13 protein-coding genes and 1 pseudogene are annotated in these 18,277 nt (G+C 68.9%); 7 read left to right on the forward strand and 7 right to left on the reverse strand.

The window, feature by feature from the left end; translation table 11 throughout:
- Positions 1-81 precede the first annotated feature (81 nt).
- The 4 genes from glgX to glgA are packed head-to-tail and all read left to right on the forward strand — an operon-like array spanning position 82 to position 10,641.
- Positions 82-2,202 carry a glycogen debranching protein GlgX gene (gene glgX, locus AAW51_RS14115; RefSeq protein WP_047195118.1) on the forward strand — a complete coding sequence of 707 codons (2,121 nt, stop codon included), beginning with the start codon at positions 82-84 and terminating at the stop codon, positions 2,200-2,202.
- Positions 2,203-2,216: 14 nt separating this feature from the next.
- On the forward strand, positions 2,217-4,052 hold the full coding sequence (treZ, locus tag AAW51_RS14120; protein WP_047195119.1) for a malto-oligosyltrehalose trehalohydrolase: 1,836 nt from the start codon (positions 2,217-2,219) through the stop codon (positions 4,050-4,052).
- Between the two features lie 3 nt (positions 4,053-4,055).
- Entirely contained in the window at positions 4,056-9,173 is a 5,118-nt protein-coding gene (locus AAW51_RS14125; protein WP_047195120.1) for a malto-oligosyltrehalose synthase, read from the forward strand.
- Between the two features lie 31 nt (positions 9,174-9,204).
- Positions 9,205-10,641: a glycogen synthase GlgA gene (glgA, locus tag AAW51_RS14130; protein WP_047197813.1), complete on the forward strand. Its 1,437-nt coding sequence runs from the start codon at positions 9,205-9,207 to the stop codon at positions 10,639-10,641.
- Between the two features lie 46 nt (positions 10,642-10,687).
- Here the strand turns inward: glgA and AAW51_RS14135 are convergent, their stop codons facing one another.
- The 7 genes and pseudogenes from AAW51_RS14135 to mltG form a co-directional block, all read right to left on the reverse strand.
- Positions 10,688-10,912, reverse strand: coding sequence for a hypothetical protein (locus AAW51_RS14135; RefSeq protein ID WP_047195121.1), 225 nt, complete (start codon positions 10,910-10,912; stop codon positions 10,688-10,690).
- 115 nt (positions 10,913-11,027) lie between these two features.
- The gene (locus AAW51_RS14140; protein WP_047195122.1) at positions 11,028-11,696 is read right to left on the reverse strand and encodes an ankyrin repeat domain-containing protein; all 669 of its coding nucleotides are present in this window, start codon (positions 11,694-11,696) and stop codon (positions 11,028-11,030) included.
- Between the two features lie 252 nt (positions 11,697-11,948).
- A complete protein-coding gene (locus tag AAW51_RS14145) occupies positions 11,949-12,743 on the reverse strand; it encodes a TatD family hydrolase (protein ID WP_047195123.1) in 795 nt (264 codons plus the stop codon).
- Between the two features lie 179 nt (positions 12,744-12,922).
- Positions 12,923-13,321, reverse strand: a complete 399-nt coding sequence (locus AAW51_RS14150; protein ID WP_047195124.1) for a PilZ domain-containing protein — start codon at positions 13,319-13,321, stop codon at positions 12,923-12,925.
- Positions 13,318-14,331, reverse strand: a complete 1,014-nt coding sequence (locus AAW51_RS14155) for a hypothetical protein (protein WP_047195125.1) — start codon at positions 14,329-14,331, stop codon at positions 13,318-13,320. Before AAW51_RS14155 ends, AAW51_RS14150 begins: the two co-directional genes overlap by 4 nt.
- The gene (tmk, locus tag AAW51_RS14160) at positions 14,328-14,960 is read right to left on the reverse strand and encodes a dTMP kinase (protein ID WP_047195126.1); all 633 of its coding nucleotides are present in this window, start codon (positions 14,958-14,960) and stop codon (positions 14,328-14,330) included. Before tmk ends, AAW51_RS14155 begins: the two co-directional genes overlap by 4 nt.
- Positions 14,961-14,964: 4 nt before the next feature.
- Positions 14,965-15,968 (reverse strand): annotated as a pseudogene (gene mltG / locus AAW51_RS14165) (endolytic transglycosylase MltG).
- An 87-nt stretch (positions 15,969-16,055) separates the two neighbouring features.
- On the opposite strand from mltG, the gene ygfZ reads away from it, so the two are divergent.
- From ygfZ to AAW51_RS14180, 3 genes are all read left to right on the forward strand, one after another.
- Positions 16,056-17,033 (forward strand): CAF17-like 4Fe-4S cluster assembly/insertion protein YgfZ, encoded by a 978-nt coding sequence (ygfZ, locus tag AAW51_RS14170; protein WP_047195127.1) that lies wholly within the window; start codon positions 16,056-16,058, stop codon positions 17,031-17,033.
- Positions 17,034-17,102: 69 nt separating this feature from the next.
- A complete protein-coding gene (locus AAW51_RS14175) occupies positions 17,103-17,393 on the forward strand; it encodes a DUF4936 family protein (RefSeq protein WP_047195128.1) in 291 nt (96 codons plus the stop codon).
- Complete coding sequence (locus AAW51_RS14180) at positions 17,381-18,277, forward strand: NRDE family protein (RefSeq protein ID WP_047195129.1); 897 nt, start codon at positions 17,381-17,383, stop codon at positions 18,275-18,277. The genes AAW51_RS14175 and AAW51_RS14180 overlap by 13 nt, the downstream gene beginning before the upstream one ends.

The following is an 18,277-nucleotide window of genomic DNA, read 5'->3' on the forward strand; positions in this document are numbered from 1 at the left end:
TGCATCCGCGAACCCACGCTGCTCCTCTCGCCGTGGTGTCGGCCGGCAGCGCATCCCAGCACTTCCAATTCAGGGGACTAGATGACGAAACACAGGGTCCGTTCAGGACGTCCTTATCCACTCGGCGCCTCTTGGGATGGCAAGGGCGTCAACTTCGCGTTGTATTCGAGCGTGGCCGAACAGGTCGAACTGTGCTTGTTCGACGCACTCGACCAGCCTGAAACCCGGCGTATCGAGCTGCTCCACCACCGCCACAACGTCTGGTACGGCTATGTGCCGGACCTGGCGCCCGGCGCGCTGTACGGCTTTCGCGTCCACGGCCCCTATGCACCCGAGCAAGGTTTGCGCTGCAATCCGCACAAGCTGCTGCTCGACCCCTATGCCCGCGCCATCGTCGGCGAACTGCGCTGGTCGTCGGCCCACTACAGCCACGAGGTCGATGCCGCCGCCGGCGCGGCCGAGGTCACCAACACCGAGGACAACGCCGCCCTTTGCCCCAAGTGCCAGGTGGTCGACGAACACTTCGACTGGGGCGACGACGCGCTGCTGCACACGCCCTGGTCGGACACCCTGATCTACGAGGTGCACGTCAAGGGCTTTACGCAACAGCACCCCGAGGTGCCGCCGGAACTGCGCGGCACTTATGCCGGTCTGGCGTCGCCCCCGGCCATCGCGCACCTGAAACGGCTCGGTGTGACCGCGGTGGAACTGTTGCCGGTGCACGCCTTCATCGACGACGAGCGGCTGGTGAAGCTGGGGCTGCGCAACTACTGGGGCTACAACAGCATCGGCTTCTTCGCCCCCGAGATGCGCTACAGCGCGAGCAAGACCATCGACGAGTTCAAGCAGATGGTCAAGACGCTGCATGCCAATGGCATCGAGGTGATCCTCGACGTGGTCTACAACCACACGGCCGAAGGCCACCATCTCGGCCCGACCTTGTCGTTGAAAGGCATCGACAACCCCACCTACTACCGCCTCAAAGAGGACGACAAGCGGCTCTACGTCGACTACACCGGCTGCGGCAACACCGTCAACACCCGCCACCAGGCGGTGGTGCGCCTGATCATGGACAGCCTGCGCTATTGGGTCACGCAGATGCACGTCGACGGCTTCCGCTTCGACCTCGCGTCGGCGCTGGGCCGCGGCAACAGCGGCTTCGACCCGCACGCGAGCTTCTTTGCCGCGATCGCGCAAGACCCCGTGCTGTCGCATGTGAAGCTGATTGCCGAGCCGTGGGACCTGGGCGAAGGCGGCTACCAGGTGGGCGGCTTCCCGGCCGGCTGGGCCGAGTGGAACGGGCGTTACCGCGACACCGTGCGCGGCTTCTGGAGCGGCCAGGAAGGCCATTTGGCGGAGCTGTCGAAACGCTTGTGCGGCTCCAGCGACATCTACCAGCACAGCCGGCGCTGCCCGACCGACAGCGTCAACCTGGTCACCGTGCACGACGGCTTCACGTTGCAAGACCTGGTCAGCTACAACCACAAGCACAACGAAGCCAACGGCGAGGACAACCGCGACGGCGAAAACCACAACCGCAGCTGGAACCGCGGTGCCGAGGGCGACACCGACGACGAACTGGTGCTGGCGCTGCGCGAACGCCAGAAGCGCAATCTGCTGCTGACCCTGCTGCTGTCGCAAGGCACCCCGCTGTTGCTCGGCGGTGACGAGTTGGGCCGGACCCAGCGTGGCAACAACAACGCCTACTGCCAGGACAACCCGATCAGCTGGTTCGACTGGACGACGACGCCCTCTTCCCAGCACTTGTGCGATTTCGTCGCCCGCCTGACGGCCTTCCGCCGCAGCCAGCCGGCGTTGCGCCGCACCACTTTCTTCACCGGCCGGCTCGACGAAGACGGTCACAAGGACCTCACCTGGCTGACGCCGGAGGGCGTCGAAATGCGCCAGCACGACTGGGAGCAACCGGCGCTGCGCGCGGTCGCGGCCCTGGTGTGCGGCTGGAAGGCGTCGCCGAGTGCGGGCGGCGACGACACGCAGAAGGCCGATTCGGTGCTGATCCTGATCAACGCACAGCAAGACCCCATCACCTTCACGTTGCCCGACCATCACGGCCCGTCCTGGGTGCCCCGTTTCGACACCCGCACCCCCGGCGGACTGCCTGCCCACGAGGGCGAACCGACGCAGGACGAATACGTGGTCGCGGGCCGGTCGATTGCTGTGCTCACACAACCCTCCATCTGAACAAGGAGCCTGGGATGCACTACGTACACGAGATGCCGTTTGGCGCTCGGCTGCGTCCGGATGGCGGAGCTCAGTTCCGCCTCTGGGCGCCGGGCGCCCGCTCTGCCAGCCTGGTGCTCAAGCGCCAGCAGCAGCGGGAAGAAGAGATCATCGAATCGCGCGCGTCGGAAGACGGCTGGTACCGCCTGACGGTCCCCAACACCGGTGCCGGTGACCTCTACCAATGGTTCATCGACGCCGAGCTGCGGGTACCCGACCCAGCCTCGCGCTTCAACCCGGAGGGACCGCACGGTCCCAGCCAGCTGGTCGACGCGGCCAAGTTCGACTGGGACACCGCCTGGGTGGGACGCCCCTGGCACGAAGCCGTGATCTATGAGCTGCACGTCGGCTGCTTCACGCCGGCCGGCACCTATGCCGCCGCCGAAGCGCAGCTACCCGCGCTGGCGCAGCTGGGCGTCACCGCCGTCCAGCTGATGCCGCTGGCCGACTTTCCCGGCCGTTTCGGCTGGGGCTACGACGGCGTGTTGCCCTACGCCCCCTATGCCGCCTACGGCAGCCCGCAAGACCTCAAGCGTTTCATCCAGGCCGCGCACCGGCTCAACATGATGGTGTTCCTCGACGTGGTCTACAACCACTTCGGCCCGGACGGCAACTACCTGCCGCGCTACGCACCGCAGTTCTTCAACGAGCGCCACAAGACAGCCTGGGGCGCGGCGGTCAACTTCGACGCGCCGGGCAGCGAGACGGTGCGCGAATTCTTCATCCACAACGCCCTCTACTGGCTGGAGGAGTACCGATTCGACGGCCTGCGCTTCGACGCCGTGCATGCCATGCTCGACGACAGCAAGCCCGACATCGTCGAGACGCTGTCGAACCGCATTCGCGAAGCCTTTCCGCAGCGCCATGTGCACCTCGTGCTCGAGAACGACACCAACGAGGCGCGCCGCCTCGGGCGGCCCGGCGAGCCCGGGCGCTACGACGGCCAGTGGAACGGCGACTTCCATCACACGCTGCACGTGCTGATGACCGACGAGCACGACGGCTATTACGCCGAATACGACCAACCGCTCGACCAGCTGGCCCGCGTGCTGACCCACGGCTTTGCACGGCAAGGTGCACCGCACATCACCGAAAACGCCCCGCCACGGCAGGCAGCGGTCGGCAGCGTGCCGTTGTCGGCCACCGTCAACTTCCTGCACAACCACGACCAGATCGGCAACCGGGCCTTCGGCGAGCGCCTGACGCAACTGACTGACGCGACGTCGCTGCGCCTGGCCGTGGCGATCAACCTGCTGATGCCGGCCCCGCCGATGCTGTTCATGGGCGAGGAGTTCGGCGCCAAGACGCCGTTCCTGTACTTCGCCGGCTGGACCGGCGAGCTGCGCGAGGCGGTGCGCGAAGGCCGGCGGCGCGAGTTTGCGCACTTCCCGCGGTATGCCGAGGCCGCCGAGCGCGGTGAGTTGCCCGACCCCTGCGACCCGCAGACCTTCGAGCGCAGCAAGCTCGACTGGGTCAGTGCCCAGGCCGTCGCGCACCGCGAGTGGCGCCATCACTACGCCGAGCTGCTGGCACTGCGCGCGCGAGCGATCACGCCGCACCTGCCGAAGCTGCGCACCGGCGCCCACACCGCCCGGCGTGCTGGCGACGGCGCCTTGCGCGTGCGCTGGCGCTTCGAGGGCGGCATGGCGCTGGAGATGCTCGTCAACCTGAGCCACCAGAGCTGCCGGCTCGACCAGCCGTCGCAACCGCAGGGCCTGCAGGACACGACGCTGCTGCACAGCATCGGCGACGTGGTGGCCGACTCGCTCAGCCCCTGGGCCGGCCGTTGGTATTGGGGACGCGAGAGCTGATCGATGGACCTGAGAACTCATTCCACGCTGGAAGCCTTGTGCGAGCAGGTGGGCCTGGCGCCCCATTACCTGAACGTCTGGGGTCAAGAGCAGCAGGTGCCCGCCGAAACCCTGCGCGCACTGCTCAAGGCCATGGGACACGAGGCCGACGACGAACCGGCCGCGCGACGTTGCCTGGCCGAGCTGCGCAGCCAGACGAGCCACGAAGCGCTGCCGCCGGTGCTGGTGTCGGAGCCGTCGCGGCTGCAGCCGCTCGACTTGAAGACCGGCCCAGACCGCCCGCTGGCCTGGGAGCTGGTGTGCGAAGACGGACAGCGGCACCACGGCGAGCTGCCGTCCGGCACCCGCCGGCTGGCGCTGCCGGACGGTCTGCCGCTCGGCTACCACCGCCTGACACTGCGTGACGGTGGCCCGCAAGGTGAGGTCATCGGCACCACCACGCTGATCCTCTGCCCCGAGCGCTGCTGGCAGCCGGCCGCCCTCGAGGCGGGGCAGCGTTTGTGGGGCGTGTGCGTGCAGCTGTATGCGCTGCGTTCGGCGCGCAACTGGGGCGTCGGCGACTTCTCCGACCTGCGGTTGCTGGTCGAAACCTCGGCCGCGCTGGGCGCCTCGTTCATCGGCCTGAACCCGCTGCATGCGTTGTTTCCGCGTGCGCCGCAGCAGGCCAGCCCCTACAGCCCGTCGAGCCGGTGCCTGCTCAACCTCCTCTACCTCGATGTCGAAGCCGTGCCCGAACTGGCCGGCTGCAGCGCCGCACGCGACCGTATCGCCACCGCGCCCTTCCAGCAACGGCTGCAGGCCCTGCGCGAGGCGGAACTGGTCGATTACGTCGGCGTCGCGGCCTTGAAGTTCGAGGTGCTGGAACTGCTCTACGCCCACTTCCGGCGCGAGCACCTGCAGGCGGAGTCCGAGCGGGGACAGGCCTTCCGCGCCTTCCAGAGCAGCCAGGGTGCGATGCTGCGACGGCACGCATTGTTCGACGCGCTGCAGGCCCACTTTCATGCGCAGGACACGTCGGTGTGGGGCTGGCCGGCCTGGCCCGAGGCCTACCGCGACCACGAGAGCGAGGCCGTGCGCCGTTTCGAAGCCGAGCAGATCGAACAGGTCGAGTACTGGGAGTACCTGCAGTGGCTCGCCGACGAACAACTCCAGGCCGCCTCGGCGCGCGCGGCCGAGCTCGGCATGCCGCTGGGCCTCTACCGCGACCTGGCGGTGGGCTCGAACGAAGGCGGCTCGGACACCTGGGCCTCACCATCGTTCTATGCGCTCGGCGTGCACGTCGGGGCCCCACCGGATGACCTGAACCCCAACGGCCAGGATTGGGGCATGCCCCCACCCCGCCCCGAGCAGCTGCGCGCGTCGGCCTACGCGCCCTTTGTCGAGATGCTGCGCGCCAACATGCGCGGCGCCGGGGCCGTGCGGCTCGACCATGTGATGGCGTTGCGGCGGCTGTTCTGGATCTTGCCGGGCCGTGGCGCCTCGGGGGGCGCCTATCTGCACTACCGGGTCGACGAGATGATGGCCATCGTGGCGCTCGAAAGCGTGCGCAACCAGTGCCTGGTGATCGGCGAAGACCTCGGCACCGTGCCGCCCGAAGTCCAGCAGGCGATGCAAAAGCGCGGCGTGCTGTCGTACTGCCCGCTCTACTTCGAGCACGACGAGCAAGGCGGCTTCCGCTCGCCCGAGCAATGGAAGCCGCTGTCGCTGGCGATGGCCGGCACCCACGACCTGGCAACGCTGCGCGGCTTCTGGCGCGGCGAAGACATCGACCTGCGGCGCCGGCTCGGCCTCTACCCGGCCGCGGACGCCTGCCGCCGCCACACCGTCGAACGCGGCACCGACCGCACCCAGCTGCTGCTCGCGCTCGAGAAGCAAGGCCTGTATCCGGAAGGCGAGGCGGCCCGCCCGGCGCCGGCCGAGCTGTCGGCGGAACTGATCACGGCCCTCCATGAGCTGCTGGGCCGCACCGCGTCGAAGCTGGTCGGCGTGCAACTCGAAGACGTGCTGCAGCAACTCGAGCAGGTCAACCTGCCCGGCACCACCGAAGAACGCTGGCCCAACTGGCGCCGCAAGCTGAGCGTGGGCCTCGAGGACCTGTCGCACGACAAGCGGGTGCTCGACGTCTGCGCCGCCTTGGCGCGCGCCCGCGCCACCGCCGCCGCGCCGGCTGCCGTGCCACGCGCCTTGCCGCCGCTGTCGAGTGCCGCAGTGCCGCGCGCGACCTACCGCGTGCAGCTCCATGGCGGTTTCACGTTCAAGCAAGCGACCGAGGTGCTCGACTATTTGCACGCCTTGGGCATCAGCCACCTCTACAGCTCGCCCTATCTCAAGGCGCGTGCCGGCAGCACGCACGGCTACGACATCGTCGACCACAACGCGCTCAACCCCGAGATCGGCAGCGAAGCCGAGTTCGAGCGGATGTGCGCGACGCTGCAGCGCCACGGCATGCAGCAGCTGCTCGACATCGTGCCCAACCACATGGGCGTGCTGCAGGCCGACAACGCCTGGTGGCTGGACGTGCTCGAACACGGCCCGGCGTCGGAACATGCCGAGACCTTCGACATCGACTGGACACCGCCGGCCGCCGAGATGGCCGGGCAGGTGCTGCTGCCGGTGCTGGGCAAGCCGTATGGCGAGGTGCTCGAAGCCGGCGAGCTGTCGTTGTCGTTCGACGCTGACAGTGGGCAGTTCCGGGTGAACTACTACGACCATCGCTTCCCGATCGACCCGCGCGACTACGGCAGCATCCTGCGCGCAGTGCCGGCGCCGCTGCCGCAGAACGACAGCCAGGCCACCGCCTTGCAAGCCTTTGAGTCGCTGATCGACGCCTTCGACCGCCTGCCGGCCCGCGACGACCCCGAGCCCGGTGCGCGCGCCGCCCGCCAGCGCGACCAGGCCCTGTTCAAGCAACGTCTGGCGCAGCGTTACCGCGACGACGCCTGGATCGCGAGCTGGGTCGACGCCTGCGTCAAGGCCGTCGCGGGGCGGGCCGGCGATGCGTCCAGCTACGACACACTGGATGGGCTGATCCGCCGCCAGGCCTACCGGTTGGCGTACTGGCGGGTGGCCGGCGACGAGGTCAACTACCGCCGCTTCTTCGACATCAACACGCTCGCGGCGGTGCGCATGGAGCGCGAGCCCGTGTTCGAGGCCACCCACCGCACGCTGCTGCGCTGGCTGGCCGACGGCAAGATTTCAGGCCTGCGCATCGACCACCCCGACGGGCTGGCCGACCCACCCCGCTATTTCGAACGGCTGCAGGCCTACCATGCTGCCTTGCAGCGCAACGCCGGCAGCCCGCAGCCGCGGGCGCTGTACCTGGTGATCGAAAAGATCCTGGCCGAGCATGAACACTGGCCGTCGAGCTGGCAGGTGCACGGGGACACCGGCTACCGCTTCGCCAACCAGGTCAACGGGGTGTTCGTCGACGCGCGGCACGAGGCGGCGATGGACCGCATCTACAGCGACTTCATCGGCGAGACGCTCGACTTCGACGAACTGCTCTACGCGGCCAAGCGCAGCATCATCGACACCTCGCTGGCGGCCGACCTGCAGATGCTGACGCTCGCGGCCCACCGTATCGCCCAAAGCGACCGGCACGCCCGCGACTACACCCGCAACGCGCTCAAGGCGGCGCTGACCGAACTGGCCGCGGCCTTCCCGGTCTACCGCACTTACATCAGCGAGCGCGGGGTCGACCCGATCGACCGCGAGCAGCTGAGTTGGGCCACTGCGGCCGCCAAGCGGCGCTGCAGCGAGGCCGCGGCGCTCGTCGTCGACTACTTGGCCGAACTGATGCAGACCGTGCACGCCGACCCCGACCCCGAGCGGCGCGAGCTGGGCCTGCGCTTCGTGACCCGCTTCCAGCAGTTCACCGCGCCGGTGATGGCCAAGGCGATGGAAGACACCGCCTTCTACCGCTACCACCGGCTGATCTCGCTCAACGATGTCGGCGGCGACCCGCGCGACTTCGGCACCAGCGTGCCCGCCTTCCACGTGGCCAACCAGACGCGCGCCCGCTTCCTGCCCCACACGCTGCTCGGCGGCTCCACCCACGACAGCAAGCGCAGCGAAGACGTGCGCGCGCGCCTCGACGTGCTCAGCGAAGTGCCGGGGGCCTGGCAGGAAGCCGTGCAACGCTGGCAGGCGCTGGCCCGCAAGCAGCTGCCGTCGCTGGCGGGCGGCGAGGTGCCCAGCCCCAACGACGAGTATTTGCTCTACCAGACGCTGGTCGGCGTCTGGCCGCTGCAGCCGCCCGACGCGCAGGAACTCGGCACCCTGCGCGAGCGGGTGCAGGCCTACATGTTGAAGGCGGTGCGCGAGGCCAAGCAGCACACCAGCTGGGTCGACCCCAACGCCGCCTATGAGGCCGCGCTGGCGCGATTCATCGATGCCCTGCTCGGCCAGCTCGAGCCCAACCCCTTCCTGTCGGACCTGAACCGTTTTGTCCAGGCGCTGGCGCCGTTCGGCTGCTACAACAGCCTGGCGCTGGCCACGCTCAAGCTGACCTCGCCCGGCGTTCCCGACATCTACCAAGGTTGCGAGAGCTGGAACTTCAGCCTGGTCGACCCGGACAACCGGCGCCCGGTCGACTTCGAGCGCCTGCGGCAGTCGTTGCAGGCGGTGCAATCGCTGTATCGCGACGGCGCACCGGCCGGCGAAGCGCTGGCGCCTTTACGCGCGAGTCTGCACGACGGGCGCTTGAAGCTGCTGGTGACCTGGCGCTTGCTGCAGTTGCGCGCGGCCGAGCCGGAACTGTTCGAGCGCGGCGCCTATTGGCCGCTCGATGTCGTGGGCCCGGCGAGCGAGTCGTGCATTGCCTTTGCACGCGAGCTGCGCGGCCGTTGTGTCGTCGTGGTGGTGCCGCGCCTGATGCACCAGCTGTGCGAGGGCCGGCCCGAGGCCCTGCATCAAAGCGACACCTGGCGCGACACCGAGTTGGTGCTGCCGCCGGCACTGTCCGAGCAGGCGCAGTGGCTGGAGTGGATCACCGCCCGACCGCTGACCGCCGGCACCCGCCGCCGACGCCGTTTGCCGCTGGCCGAGCTGATGCGCGAGCTGCCCGCCGCGGTGCTGCTGCCCGCCCCGCCTGACGAGGCCGGTGACGGCGCTGCCCCTTGAATGTCCTGCGACCTTTTCGATGTCATCTCAACTGAAGATTCTGTTCGTCACGCCCGAATGCGCCCCGTGGGTGAAAACCGGTGGCCTGGGTGACGTCAGCAGCGCCCTGCCCCAGGCGCTGGCCGCGCTCGGCCACGACGTCAAGCTCTTGATGCCTGCGTACCCGGCGCTGCAGCCCCTGGTCGCCAGGGCCGGCGAACTGGCGGTGCGCCCGGCCCGGGACCGCTGGCCGGCCGCGCGCCTGCTCGATGCCGGCCGCCATCGCGGGGTCGACTTGCTGCTGGTCGACTGCCCGCCCTTGTACGACCGGCCCGGCGGCCCCTATGACGACCCGCAGGGCGACAACGCGCTGCGTTTCGGGTTGTTCTGCCGCCTGGCCGCCGAGTTGTGCAGCGACGCCTCCCCGTGGCCGGCGTGGCGCCCGGAGGTCCTGCATTGCAACGACTGGCCGACCGGGCTGGCACCCGCCTATTTGCGCCGAGTCGACGCGTCCGGCGTGCGCAGTGTCATGACGCTGCACAACCTCGCGTTCCAGGGCGTGTTTCCGCTGCATCACGCCGGCGATCTGCAACTGCCGGGCGAGTGGCTGGTCCCGGAAGGCGTCGAATACTGGGGCCAGATCTCGTTCCTGAAGGCCGGGGTGCACTTCGCCGACGCCATCACGGCCGTCAGCCCCACCTACGCGGTCGAAATCCAGCAAGCCGAGCATGGCTTCGGTTTCGACGGCATCTTGCGCAGCCGCGCCGGGCGCTTGTGCGGCATCCTCAACGGTGTCGACGACACGGTCTGGAACCCCGCCACCGATCCCCACCTGGCACAGCCCTACGACCGCAGCCGGCTCGCGCTGAAGGCGGCCAACAAGGCGGCGCTGCAACAACGGCTCGGCCTGCGGCCGGACCCGCAGGCCCTGCTGTTCGGCATGGTCAGCCGGCTGACCCACCAAAAGGGCGTGGATCTGGTGTTGGAGGTGCTGCCGTGGCTGCTGTCGCAAGGCGCGCAGCTGGCGGTGCTGGGACAGGGGGACGCGGAGTTCGAACAGCGGCTGCGGGCGAGCGCGGCGCAATCACCCGGGCAGGTGTCGGCCACGATCGGCTTCGACGAGTCGCTGGCGCACCAAATCGAGGCGGGGGCGGACGCCTATCTGATGCCTTCTCGTTTCGAGCCTTGCGGCTTGAACCAGATGTACAGCTTGGCCTACGGCACCCTGCCGGTGGTGCGGCGCACCGGGGGCCTGGCGGATACCGTGGTGGACGCCGATGCGGCGCCCGACCAGGGCACGGGCTTCAGCTTCGACGAGGCCAGCGGGGCCGCGCTGCAAGCGACGCTGCAGCGGGCCTTCGAGGCCTTCCGCTCTGCCGGGCGCTGGCGGGCGCTGCAGGAGCGGGCGATGGAACAGCGTTTCGGTTGGAAGGAACGCGCCCAGCAGTATGTCGATGTGTACCGGGAACTGCTGGCGGCGCAAGGGTGAAGAGGTCAGGAAGCGAGCCGGGGGCGGCGACCGCCGGCGATCCGGTTCAGAGCGCCGCGCAGGCTTCGCTCTCTTCTTCGACCAGATCGGGTTCGGCGTCGATCTCGGCGTCGTGCTGATCGCGGGCGGTGTTGGCCAGCAGAGGCTTGTCGAGCGGGCGGCACACGCGGCGCTGCAGACCGCTCAGGCGCTCGGAACGCTCGATGGCGCTGAAGACGGCTTCGGGGTTGAGCATCAGGGCGAAGGGATCGGCGATCAGCGGGGTTTGCATGGCGGGTACTCCTAAGGGGGGCGGCGTGTCGATGGAGTGAACTGTAGGTCGCGCCGCCTTGGCGCAGTAGTCACTCCCCCACCAAACCCCCCGTCGGAATTCATCCGACACGCTGTCACTTTGGAGACGACGGGCTCGCTGTGTTGTAGGTGGCCGAGCGCCGCTCGATCAATTCCGCCAATCGATCGCGCTCGCCGCCGCGGGCAAAGTCGGCCGCGCTCAGGCCGCGCTCGTTGCGCATCGTCGGGTCGGCCCCCGCGTCGAGCAGGGTCACCACCGCCTCTTCGCTGCCGTAGCGTGCGGCCATCATCAGCGGCGTGGTCTTGTTGGGCGACTGCGCGTCGATGAAGGCGTGGTGCTCGAGCAGCAATTCGATGACCGGAATGCTCGAGCCGGTGGCCGCATAGTGCAATGGGGTCCAGCCGGGCTTGTTGACGTCGGCGCCGCGCTCGATCAGGCGCTGGCACCACGCCAGTTCGCCCTTCAGCGCGGCCATCATCAGCGGCGACTCACCGGCAGGGTTGAGCCGGTTCACGTCCAGCTGCGGGTGTTGCAGCAAGGCCGCCGCGGCTTTCAACGACGGCTCTTTCAGCGCCAGGGTCAGGCCGACATGGCCGTCGGGGTCGGCCGTGTTGGGGTCGAAGCCGCGCTGCAACAGGGTGGTGACGGTGCGATCGTCATCGCGCTTGAGGGCGCGGAAGAAACTTTCGTAGGACCCGGCATGCGCGGCAGAAACGCCCGCAACCACAAGGGCATACGCCAGCTTTCTCAAGTGCTTCTTCATGTTCACTCCATTTCGGCGTCACTCCGATTCTTTCTTTCAGAACAAGCACTTGCGCGCATTTTCTAAAGCTTTACTTCATGCGCCGCACGGTGCCCCGGATGATCGAAGTGCTCAAATTGTGGAATTTCTCAATAACGACAAGATCTTAGGTCGCGATGTTCAAGTGTCTTCTCATGTCCGGCACACTCCGTTGCCGCCAGGTGTAAATTTATTTCGCGACAACGGGTTGTAGGCGATTCGAAAAGCTCTACTTCAAGTAGCAGCCGCTCTTGCCGGCACCCCGAACAGGCGTTCGAAATTTGCGCTGGTCGCCTGTGCCACCTGCTCCACCGGCAACCCTTTCAGCTCCGCCAGTTGCTGGGCCACGTAGGGGACGTAGGACGGGTTGTTGGTCTTGCCCCGGTACGGCACCGGCGCCAGATAGGGACTGTCGGTCTCGATCAGGCAACGGTCCAGTGGCACGCGGCGGGCCACCTCGCGCAGATCGGTGGCGTTCTTGAAGGTCAGGATGCCCGAGAACGAGATGTAAAAGCCGAGGTCGAGGGCCGCATCGGCCACCTGCTGGGTCTCCGTGAAGCAGTGGAACACGCCGCCGACCTGGCCCTGGCCCTCTTCGCGCAGGATCGCCAGGGTGTCGTCGGAGGCGCTGCGGGTGTGGATCACCAGCGGCTTGGCGAGGTCCGCGGCGACGCGGATGTGGGTGCGAAAGCGCTCGCGCTGCCACTCCATCTCGGCCAGGCTGCGCCCGTTGAGCCGGTAGTAATCCAGGCCGGTTTCGCCCACCGCGACCACCTTGTCCCGCGAGGCCAGTTCACGCAAACGCGCCACGCTGGGCTCTTCGACACCTTCGTTGTCGGGGTGCACGCCGCAGCTGGCCCAGAAGTTGTCGTGCTGCAGCGCCAGCGTGTGCACCTGGTCGAACTCCTCCAGCGTGGTGCAGATGCACAGCGCCCGGTCGACCTGGGCGGCGGCCATGGCCGCGCGGATGGCGCCGAGGTTCTCGGCCAGTTCGGGAAAACTCAGATGGCAATGGGAATCGACAAACATCGCGGATCAACGAAGGGGGAAGAAGGAGGCGTCAGGTGCGCCGTGAGACGGGGCCCCGCGCCGGCAGACAGCAGCGCAGGCGGGCTCGGAGCGCAGAAAGGCCTCAAGCCTACACTGCTCTCGCGCCGCTGGCGCGGCCGTGAGCCCGGGCCGAACACGCGCGGGGCGCGCCGGCGTCGTCAGATGGTCTGGGTGGGTTTGGACGACTGGATCGAGGTGCCGAGCAGCTCCTCGATCTTCATTTTCAGCAAGCGCGATTTCTCGTCACTCGGAAACCGCACGCCGACCCCCTGGGTGCGGCCGCCCGACGCATTGGCCGGGGTGACCCAGGCCACCTTGCCGGCGACCGGGTAACGCTGCGGGTCCTCGGGCAGCGACAGCAGCAGATAGATGTCTTCGCCGAGTTTGTAGTCGCGCGTGGTCGGCACGAACAGCCCGCCGTCGGTGAACACCGAGATGTAGGCGGCGTACAGCGCGCCCTTTTCGCGGAACACCAGCTGGATGACGCTGGGGCGGGCCGCACTGCCGCCAGCGGCGGGGGTGCCACTGGCCAAGGGACGGGGGGTGGGCTCGCTCATGGCGCGGAGTGTAAGGCGCGCTTGGCCTGCGCAACAAGGGACTCGAGCATCAGGCCGGCGTTCCACGGATGCTCTTCGTGACGTGCTGCACGCCGCAGCTCGGCGCCCCAGCTCGTCAGCGCGTCCAGGCTGGCTTTTCGGCCCGCGAAGGACTCCGCGCCGAAATAGCGCGGCGGGGCCCCGACCGCCACACACAAGGCGTCGTGACAGACCTTCTGCAAGGTCTCGAGCACCAGCGGCACCGGCCATCCCGACAGCGCCGACCCGTCGCCGGCCGCCAGCCGGGCCGGCAGGTCCCGCCAGCGGTTCGCGTCCAGCCCTTGGGCGGCCAGGTCGCGGGCGGCGAGCGGCAGCTGCCCGGCGGCGGCCAGCAACACCTCTGCGCCAGCCAACCCCTGCGATTGCAACCACTGCCGCGCCACCTCCGCCGGGGGCGGCGCCAGGCGCTGGAGCTGACAGCGGCTGCGGATCGTCGGCAGCAGGGATTCGATCGCCTCGGTGCTCAACACGAAGCGCGCCTGGCCGGGCGGCTCTTCGAGCGTCTTGAGCAAGGTGTTGGCCGAGATGGCATTCATGCGTTCGGCCGGGTGCACCAGCACCACCTTGGCGACGCCGCGTGCCGAGGTCTGCTGCGCGAACTCGACCGCCCGGCGCAGCGCCTCGACCTTGATTTCTTTGCTGGGCTTGGCCTTGCTGCTGGCCTTGGCCGGTGCCTCGGCGTCGGCGGTGGCCCAGCCGAGCGCCTCCTGCAGCGCCTCCGGCAGCAGCACCAGCAGGTCGGGATGGGTGCGCGCCCGCACCAGCGCGCAGCTGGCGCAGCGGCCGCAGGCCGGGCTGGCGGCCTCACGGTCTTCGCACAGCCAGGCCTGCGAGAGCGCCAGCGCCAGTTCGAACTGGCCGATGCCGGCCGGCCCGGCCAGCAACACCGCGTGGCCCCGCTGCGCCCCGAGCAGTTCGCCCAGCGGTGCCTCGAACCAGGGCGGCAGCGCCGCCGGCGCAACCGCGCTCACAGCAGCCCGCGCCGCGTCAGCGCGGCCTCCAGGTCGGCCCAGACGGCGTCGCGCTGCTGCGACGCGTCGAGGCGGATGAAACGCTGCGGATGCGTTTGCGCCCGCGCCCGGTAGCCGTCGTTGACACGACGGAAGAACTCCGCCGGTTGCTGCTCGAAGCGGTCGGGCACCCGGGCGCCTGACAAGCGTTCGGCGGCCACCTCGGGCGGCAGGTCGAACCAGAACGTCAGGTCGGGTTGGCGGCCTTGCTGGACCCAGCGTTCCAGCTGCTCCAGCTGCGCCGTGTCGAAACCGCGGCCGGCTCCCTGGTAGGCAAACGTCGCGTCGGTGAAACGGTCGCACAAGACGACACGGCCAGCGGCCAGTGCCGGCTCGATCACCTGCTGCAGATGGTCACGGCGGGCCGCGAAGATCAGCAAGGACTCGGTCAGCGGGTCCATCGGCTGGTGCAGCACCAGTTCGCGCAGGCGTTCGGCCAGCGCCGTGCCGCCGGGCTCGCGGGTCAGCACCACATCACGCCCGGCGCTGCGCAGCCGCGCGGCAAGGGTGTCGATGTGGGTCGATTTGCCCGCGCCGTCTATGCCCTCGAAACTGATGAAAACACCTGTGTGACCTGCCGTATTGCTCATCCCGTCAGCGCCCGCGCTGGTACTTGTCGACCGCCCGATTATGCTCGGCCAGGGTTTCGCTGAAGACGCTGCTGCCGTCGCCGCGCGAGACGAAAAACAGCGCCTTGGTGTCGGCCGGCTGGACCGCGGCGAGCAGCGAGGCCTTGCCCGGCATCGCGATCGGCGTGGGCGGCAGCCCGACGCGCAGATAGGTGTTGTAAGGGCCGTCGGTCTGCAGGTCGCGTTTGCGCAGGTTGCCGTCGAAGCTTGCGCCCAGCCCGTAGATGACCGACGGATCGGTCTGCAGGGGCATGCCCAGCCGCAAACGATTGTTGAACACGCCGGCCACCAGCCCCCGGTCGGACGGCAAGCCGGTTTCCTTCTCGACGATGGACGCCAGCACCAGCGCTTCGTCCTCACTCTTGAGCGGCGTGCCCTCGGCGCGTTGCGCCCAGGCGTCGGCCAGCCGGTGCTGCATGGCGCGGTGGGCCCGCTTCAGCACTGCGAGGTCGCTGCTGCCGCGGCTGTAGGCATAGGTATCGGGGAAAAACCGTCCTCGGGATGCTGCCCCGGCGCCCCCAGTGCCTCCATCACCTGTTCGTCGCTCATGGCCGTGATGGTGGAGCGCAGTGTCTGCGTACGCGCCAGTTCGGCCCGCCACTGGCGAAACGTCCAGCCCTCGATGAGCCGCACGGTGGCCAGCGTCTGGTCACCCAGCACCATCTTCTGCAACAGCGCGCGCGGTGTGGTGCCCGCCCCCACCTCGTAGCTGCCGGCACGGATCTTCCGTGCCTGCCCCGACCAGCGGAACCATTCATACAGTACGAGGGCCGGCGTATCGATGCCGGCGGCCACCCAGCCATTGGCGATCTGGCGCGGCGTCATGCCCGCCTCGACCGAAAACTCCACCGAGGCCGACTTGAGCGGCAGCGGCTGCTGCAACCACCAGTACGCCGCGGCGCCAGACAGCACGACCGACAACAGCGCCAGCAGCACGAGGGCGCCGAACAGGCGCTTCAGGAATCGCATAGGAAGATCACGTCAAAAAGGGCCTCGGCGGCCACGCGGGGAACCCGGCCGGCACCACGGTGTTCGGCCACTGATGATAATGGAGGCATGATGACCGATAGCCTGTCTCCCGGGTCTGCCGCCGAAGCGCTCGCCGGCGCCGTTCTTCTGTCCCATTGGGGTGTGATCGCCGCCGATGGCGAAGATGCCGCCAAATTCCTGCACAGCCAGTTGACCCACGACTTCGCCCTGCTCGGCCACGGCGAAGCCCGCCTGGCGGGCTATTGCTCGCCGAAAGGCCGGTTGCTCGCCAGCTTCGTCGGCTGGAAGGACGGTGAGGCCCGCGTGCTGCTGGCCTGCCGCCGCGAGGTGTTGCCGCCCACGCTAAAGCGCCTGAGCATGTTCGTGCTGCGCGCCAAGGCCAAACTCACCGATGCCACCGACACCGTGCACCTGCTCGGCCTGGTTGGCGACGTGGCGCGCGTCGTGTTGGGCGACGCGGCACCGCCAACGGTCTGGGGCAAGACCACGCGCGAGGGCGTCACCGTCGTGCGTCTGCCCGACGCCGCCGGTCACACGCGTTACCTTTGGGCCGGTCCGGCCGACGCCGCGGCCGCGCTGTCGGCGTCGCTGCCTGCCCTGCCCTTGCCAGCCTGGCGCTGGCTCGAAGTCGAAAGCGCGGTGCCGACCATCGTGCAGGCCACGGCCGATCAGTTCGTGCCCCAGATGGTCAACCTGGAAGCCGTCGGTGGCGTCAGTTTCCAAAAGGGGTGCTACCCGGGCCAGGAGGTGGTGGCGCGCAGCCAGTACCGCGGCACGCTGAAGCGGCGCGGCGCCTTGTTGCATTCACCGGCCGAAGCCGCCGCGGGCCAGGAGATCTTCCACAGTGCCGATCCCGGGCAGCCCGCCGGCCTGGTGGTCGACGCGGCGCCCGTGCCCGCCGGGCACGGCGAACCCGGCTGGCGCCTCTTCGCCGAGCTGAAACTGGCGGCGCTGCACGGCGATGGCAGCCTGCACCTGGGCGGCCCCGAAGGCGTGACGCTGACGCCGCAGCCGCTGCCTTACCCGCTGCCGACCGAAAGCTGAGCCGGGCGTGATTTCGGTCACCTCGCCCCTCGCTGGCCGCTGGCAGTAGTTCACAGCGGCCCGGCCGGGATGCGCCGTCTTTTCATCTACTATCGAATCGCGTCGGCCGACAGCCGCGCCGCGCTGCAGGCCGCCCAGGTGATGCAGCAGGCGCTGCGCGACGGCCATGCCGGCCTGTCGGCCGAGTTGTGGCGCCGCCCGGAAGAGAAAGACGGCATGTTGACCTGGATGGAAATCTACACGCACCCTGCGGGGGTGGACGCGGCGCTCGAAGCCGCCATCGCGGACGCCGCCAAGGCGCTCGCACCGTGGCTGCAAAGTCCACGCCACGTCGAAGCCTTCGTGCCATGTGCCTGGTAGCCATTGCCGTCGACGCCAGCCGGCGCTTTCCGCTGGTGCTGGCCGGCAACCGCGACGAATACTTCGCGCGGCCGGCTGCCCGGCTGGGCTGGTGGAGCCCGGCGGACGGCGCGCCCGAGATCCTCGGTGGGCGCGACCTGAAGGCCGGCGGCACCTGGCTCGGCCTGACCCAGGCGGGGCGGCTGGCCTTTCTGACCAATGTGCGCAACCCCTCGGATGTCGACCCGGCCGCGCCCTCGCGCGGCGAGATCGTGCCGCTGTGGCTGCGCGGCGACCTGTCGCCCGACAAGTTCTGGATGCAGGTGGGGCTGAACGGCTACAACGGCTTCAACGTCATCGCCGCCGACTTCGCACAAGGCGATTGTTTCTGGGCCTCGAACCGGGCGCCCTACCCGCAGCGGCTGGAACGCGGCGTCTACGGTCTGTCCAATGCGCTGCTCGACACGCCGTGGCCCAAGGTCGAGCGCCTGAAGCAGCACCTGCGCGCGGCGCTGCGCGAGACCGACAGCGCCGACGTGCTGGCGGACCGCTTGTTCGAAGCGCTGGGCGACCGCACCGAGATCGCCGACGAGTTCCTGCCGCACACCGGCATCGCGCCCGAATGGGAGCGCTGGTTGTCGCCGGCCTTCATCCGCACGCCGGACGGTCGCTACGGCACCCGGTGTTCCACGGTGATCATCACCGAGCGGGTGCGCCGGCGGCTGGTGACCCATGTGATCGAGCGCACCTTCAGCAATGCGCGCGGCCCGTCCGTCTCGCTGCTGCGGCGCTCCACGCTCAAACACTGGCCGCCGGCGATGCAGGCCGCGGGCAGTGCGACAGTGGCGCGGCTGCCGACCGCCTCCGGCACGGCGGCGCGCTCGCTGCCGACGTCGTCGCGCTAA

Origin of the sequence: Caldimonas brevitalea, assembly GCF_001017435.1 — a bacterium.
In the GTDB taxonomy this organism is placed as follows: Bacteria; Pseudomonadota; Gammaproteobacteria; order Burkholderiales; family Burkholderiaceae_C; genus Caldimonas; species Caldimonas brevitalea.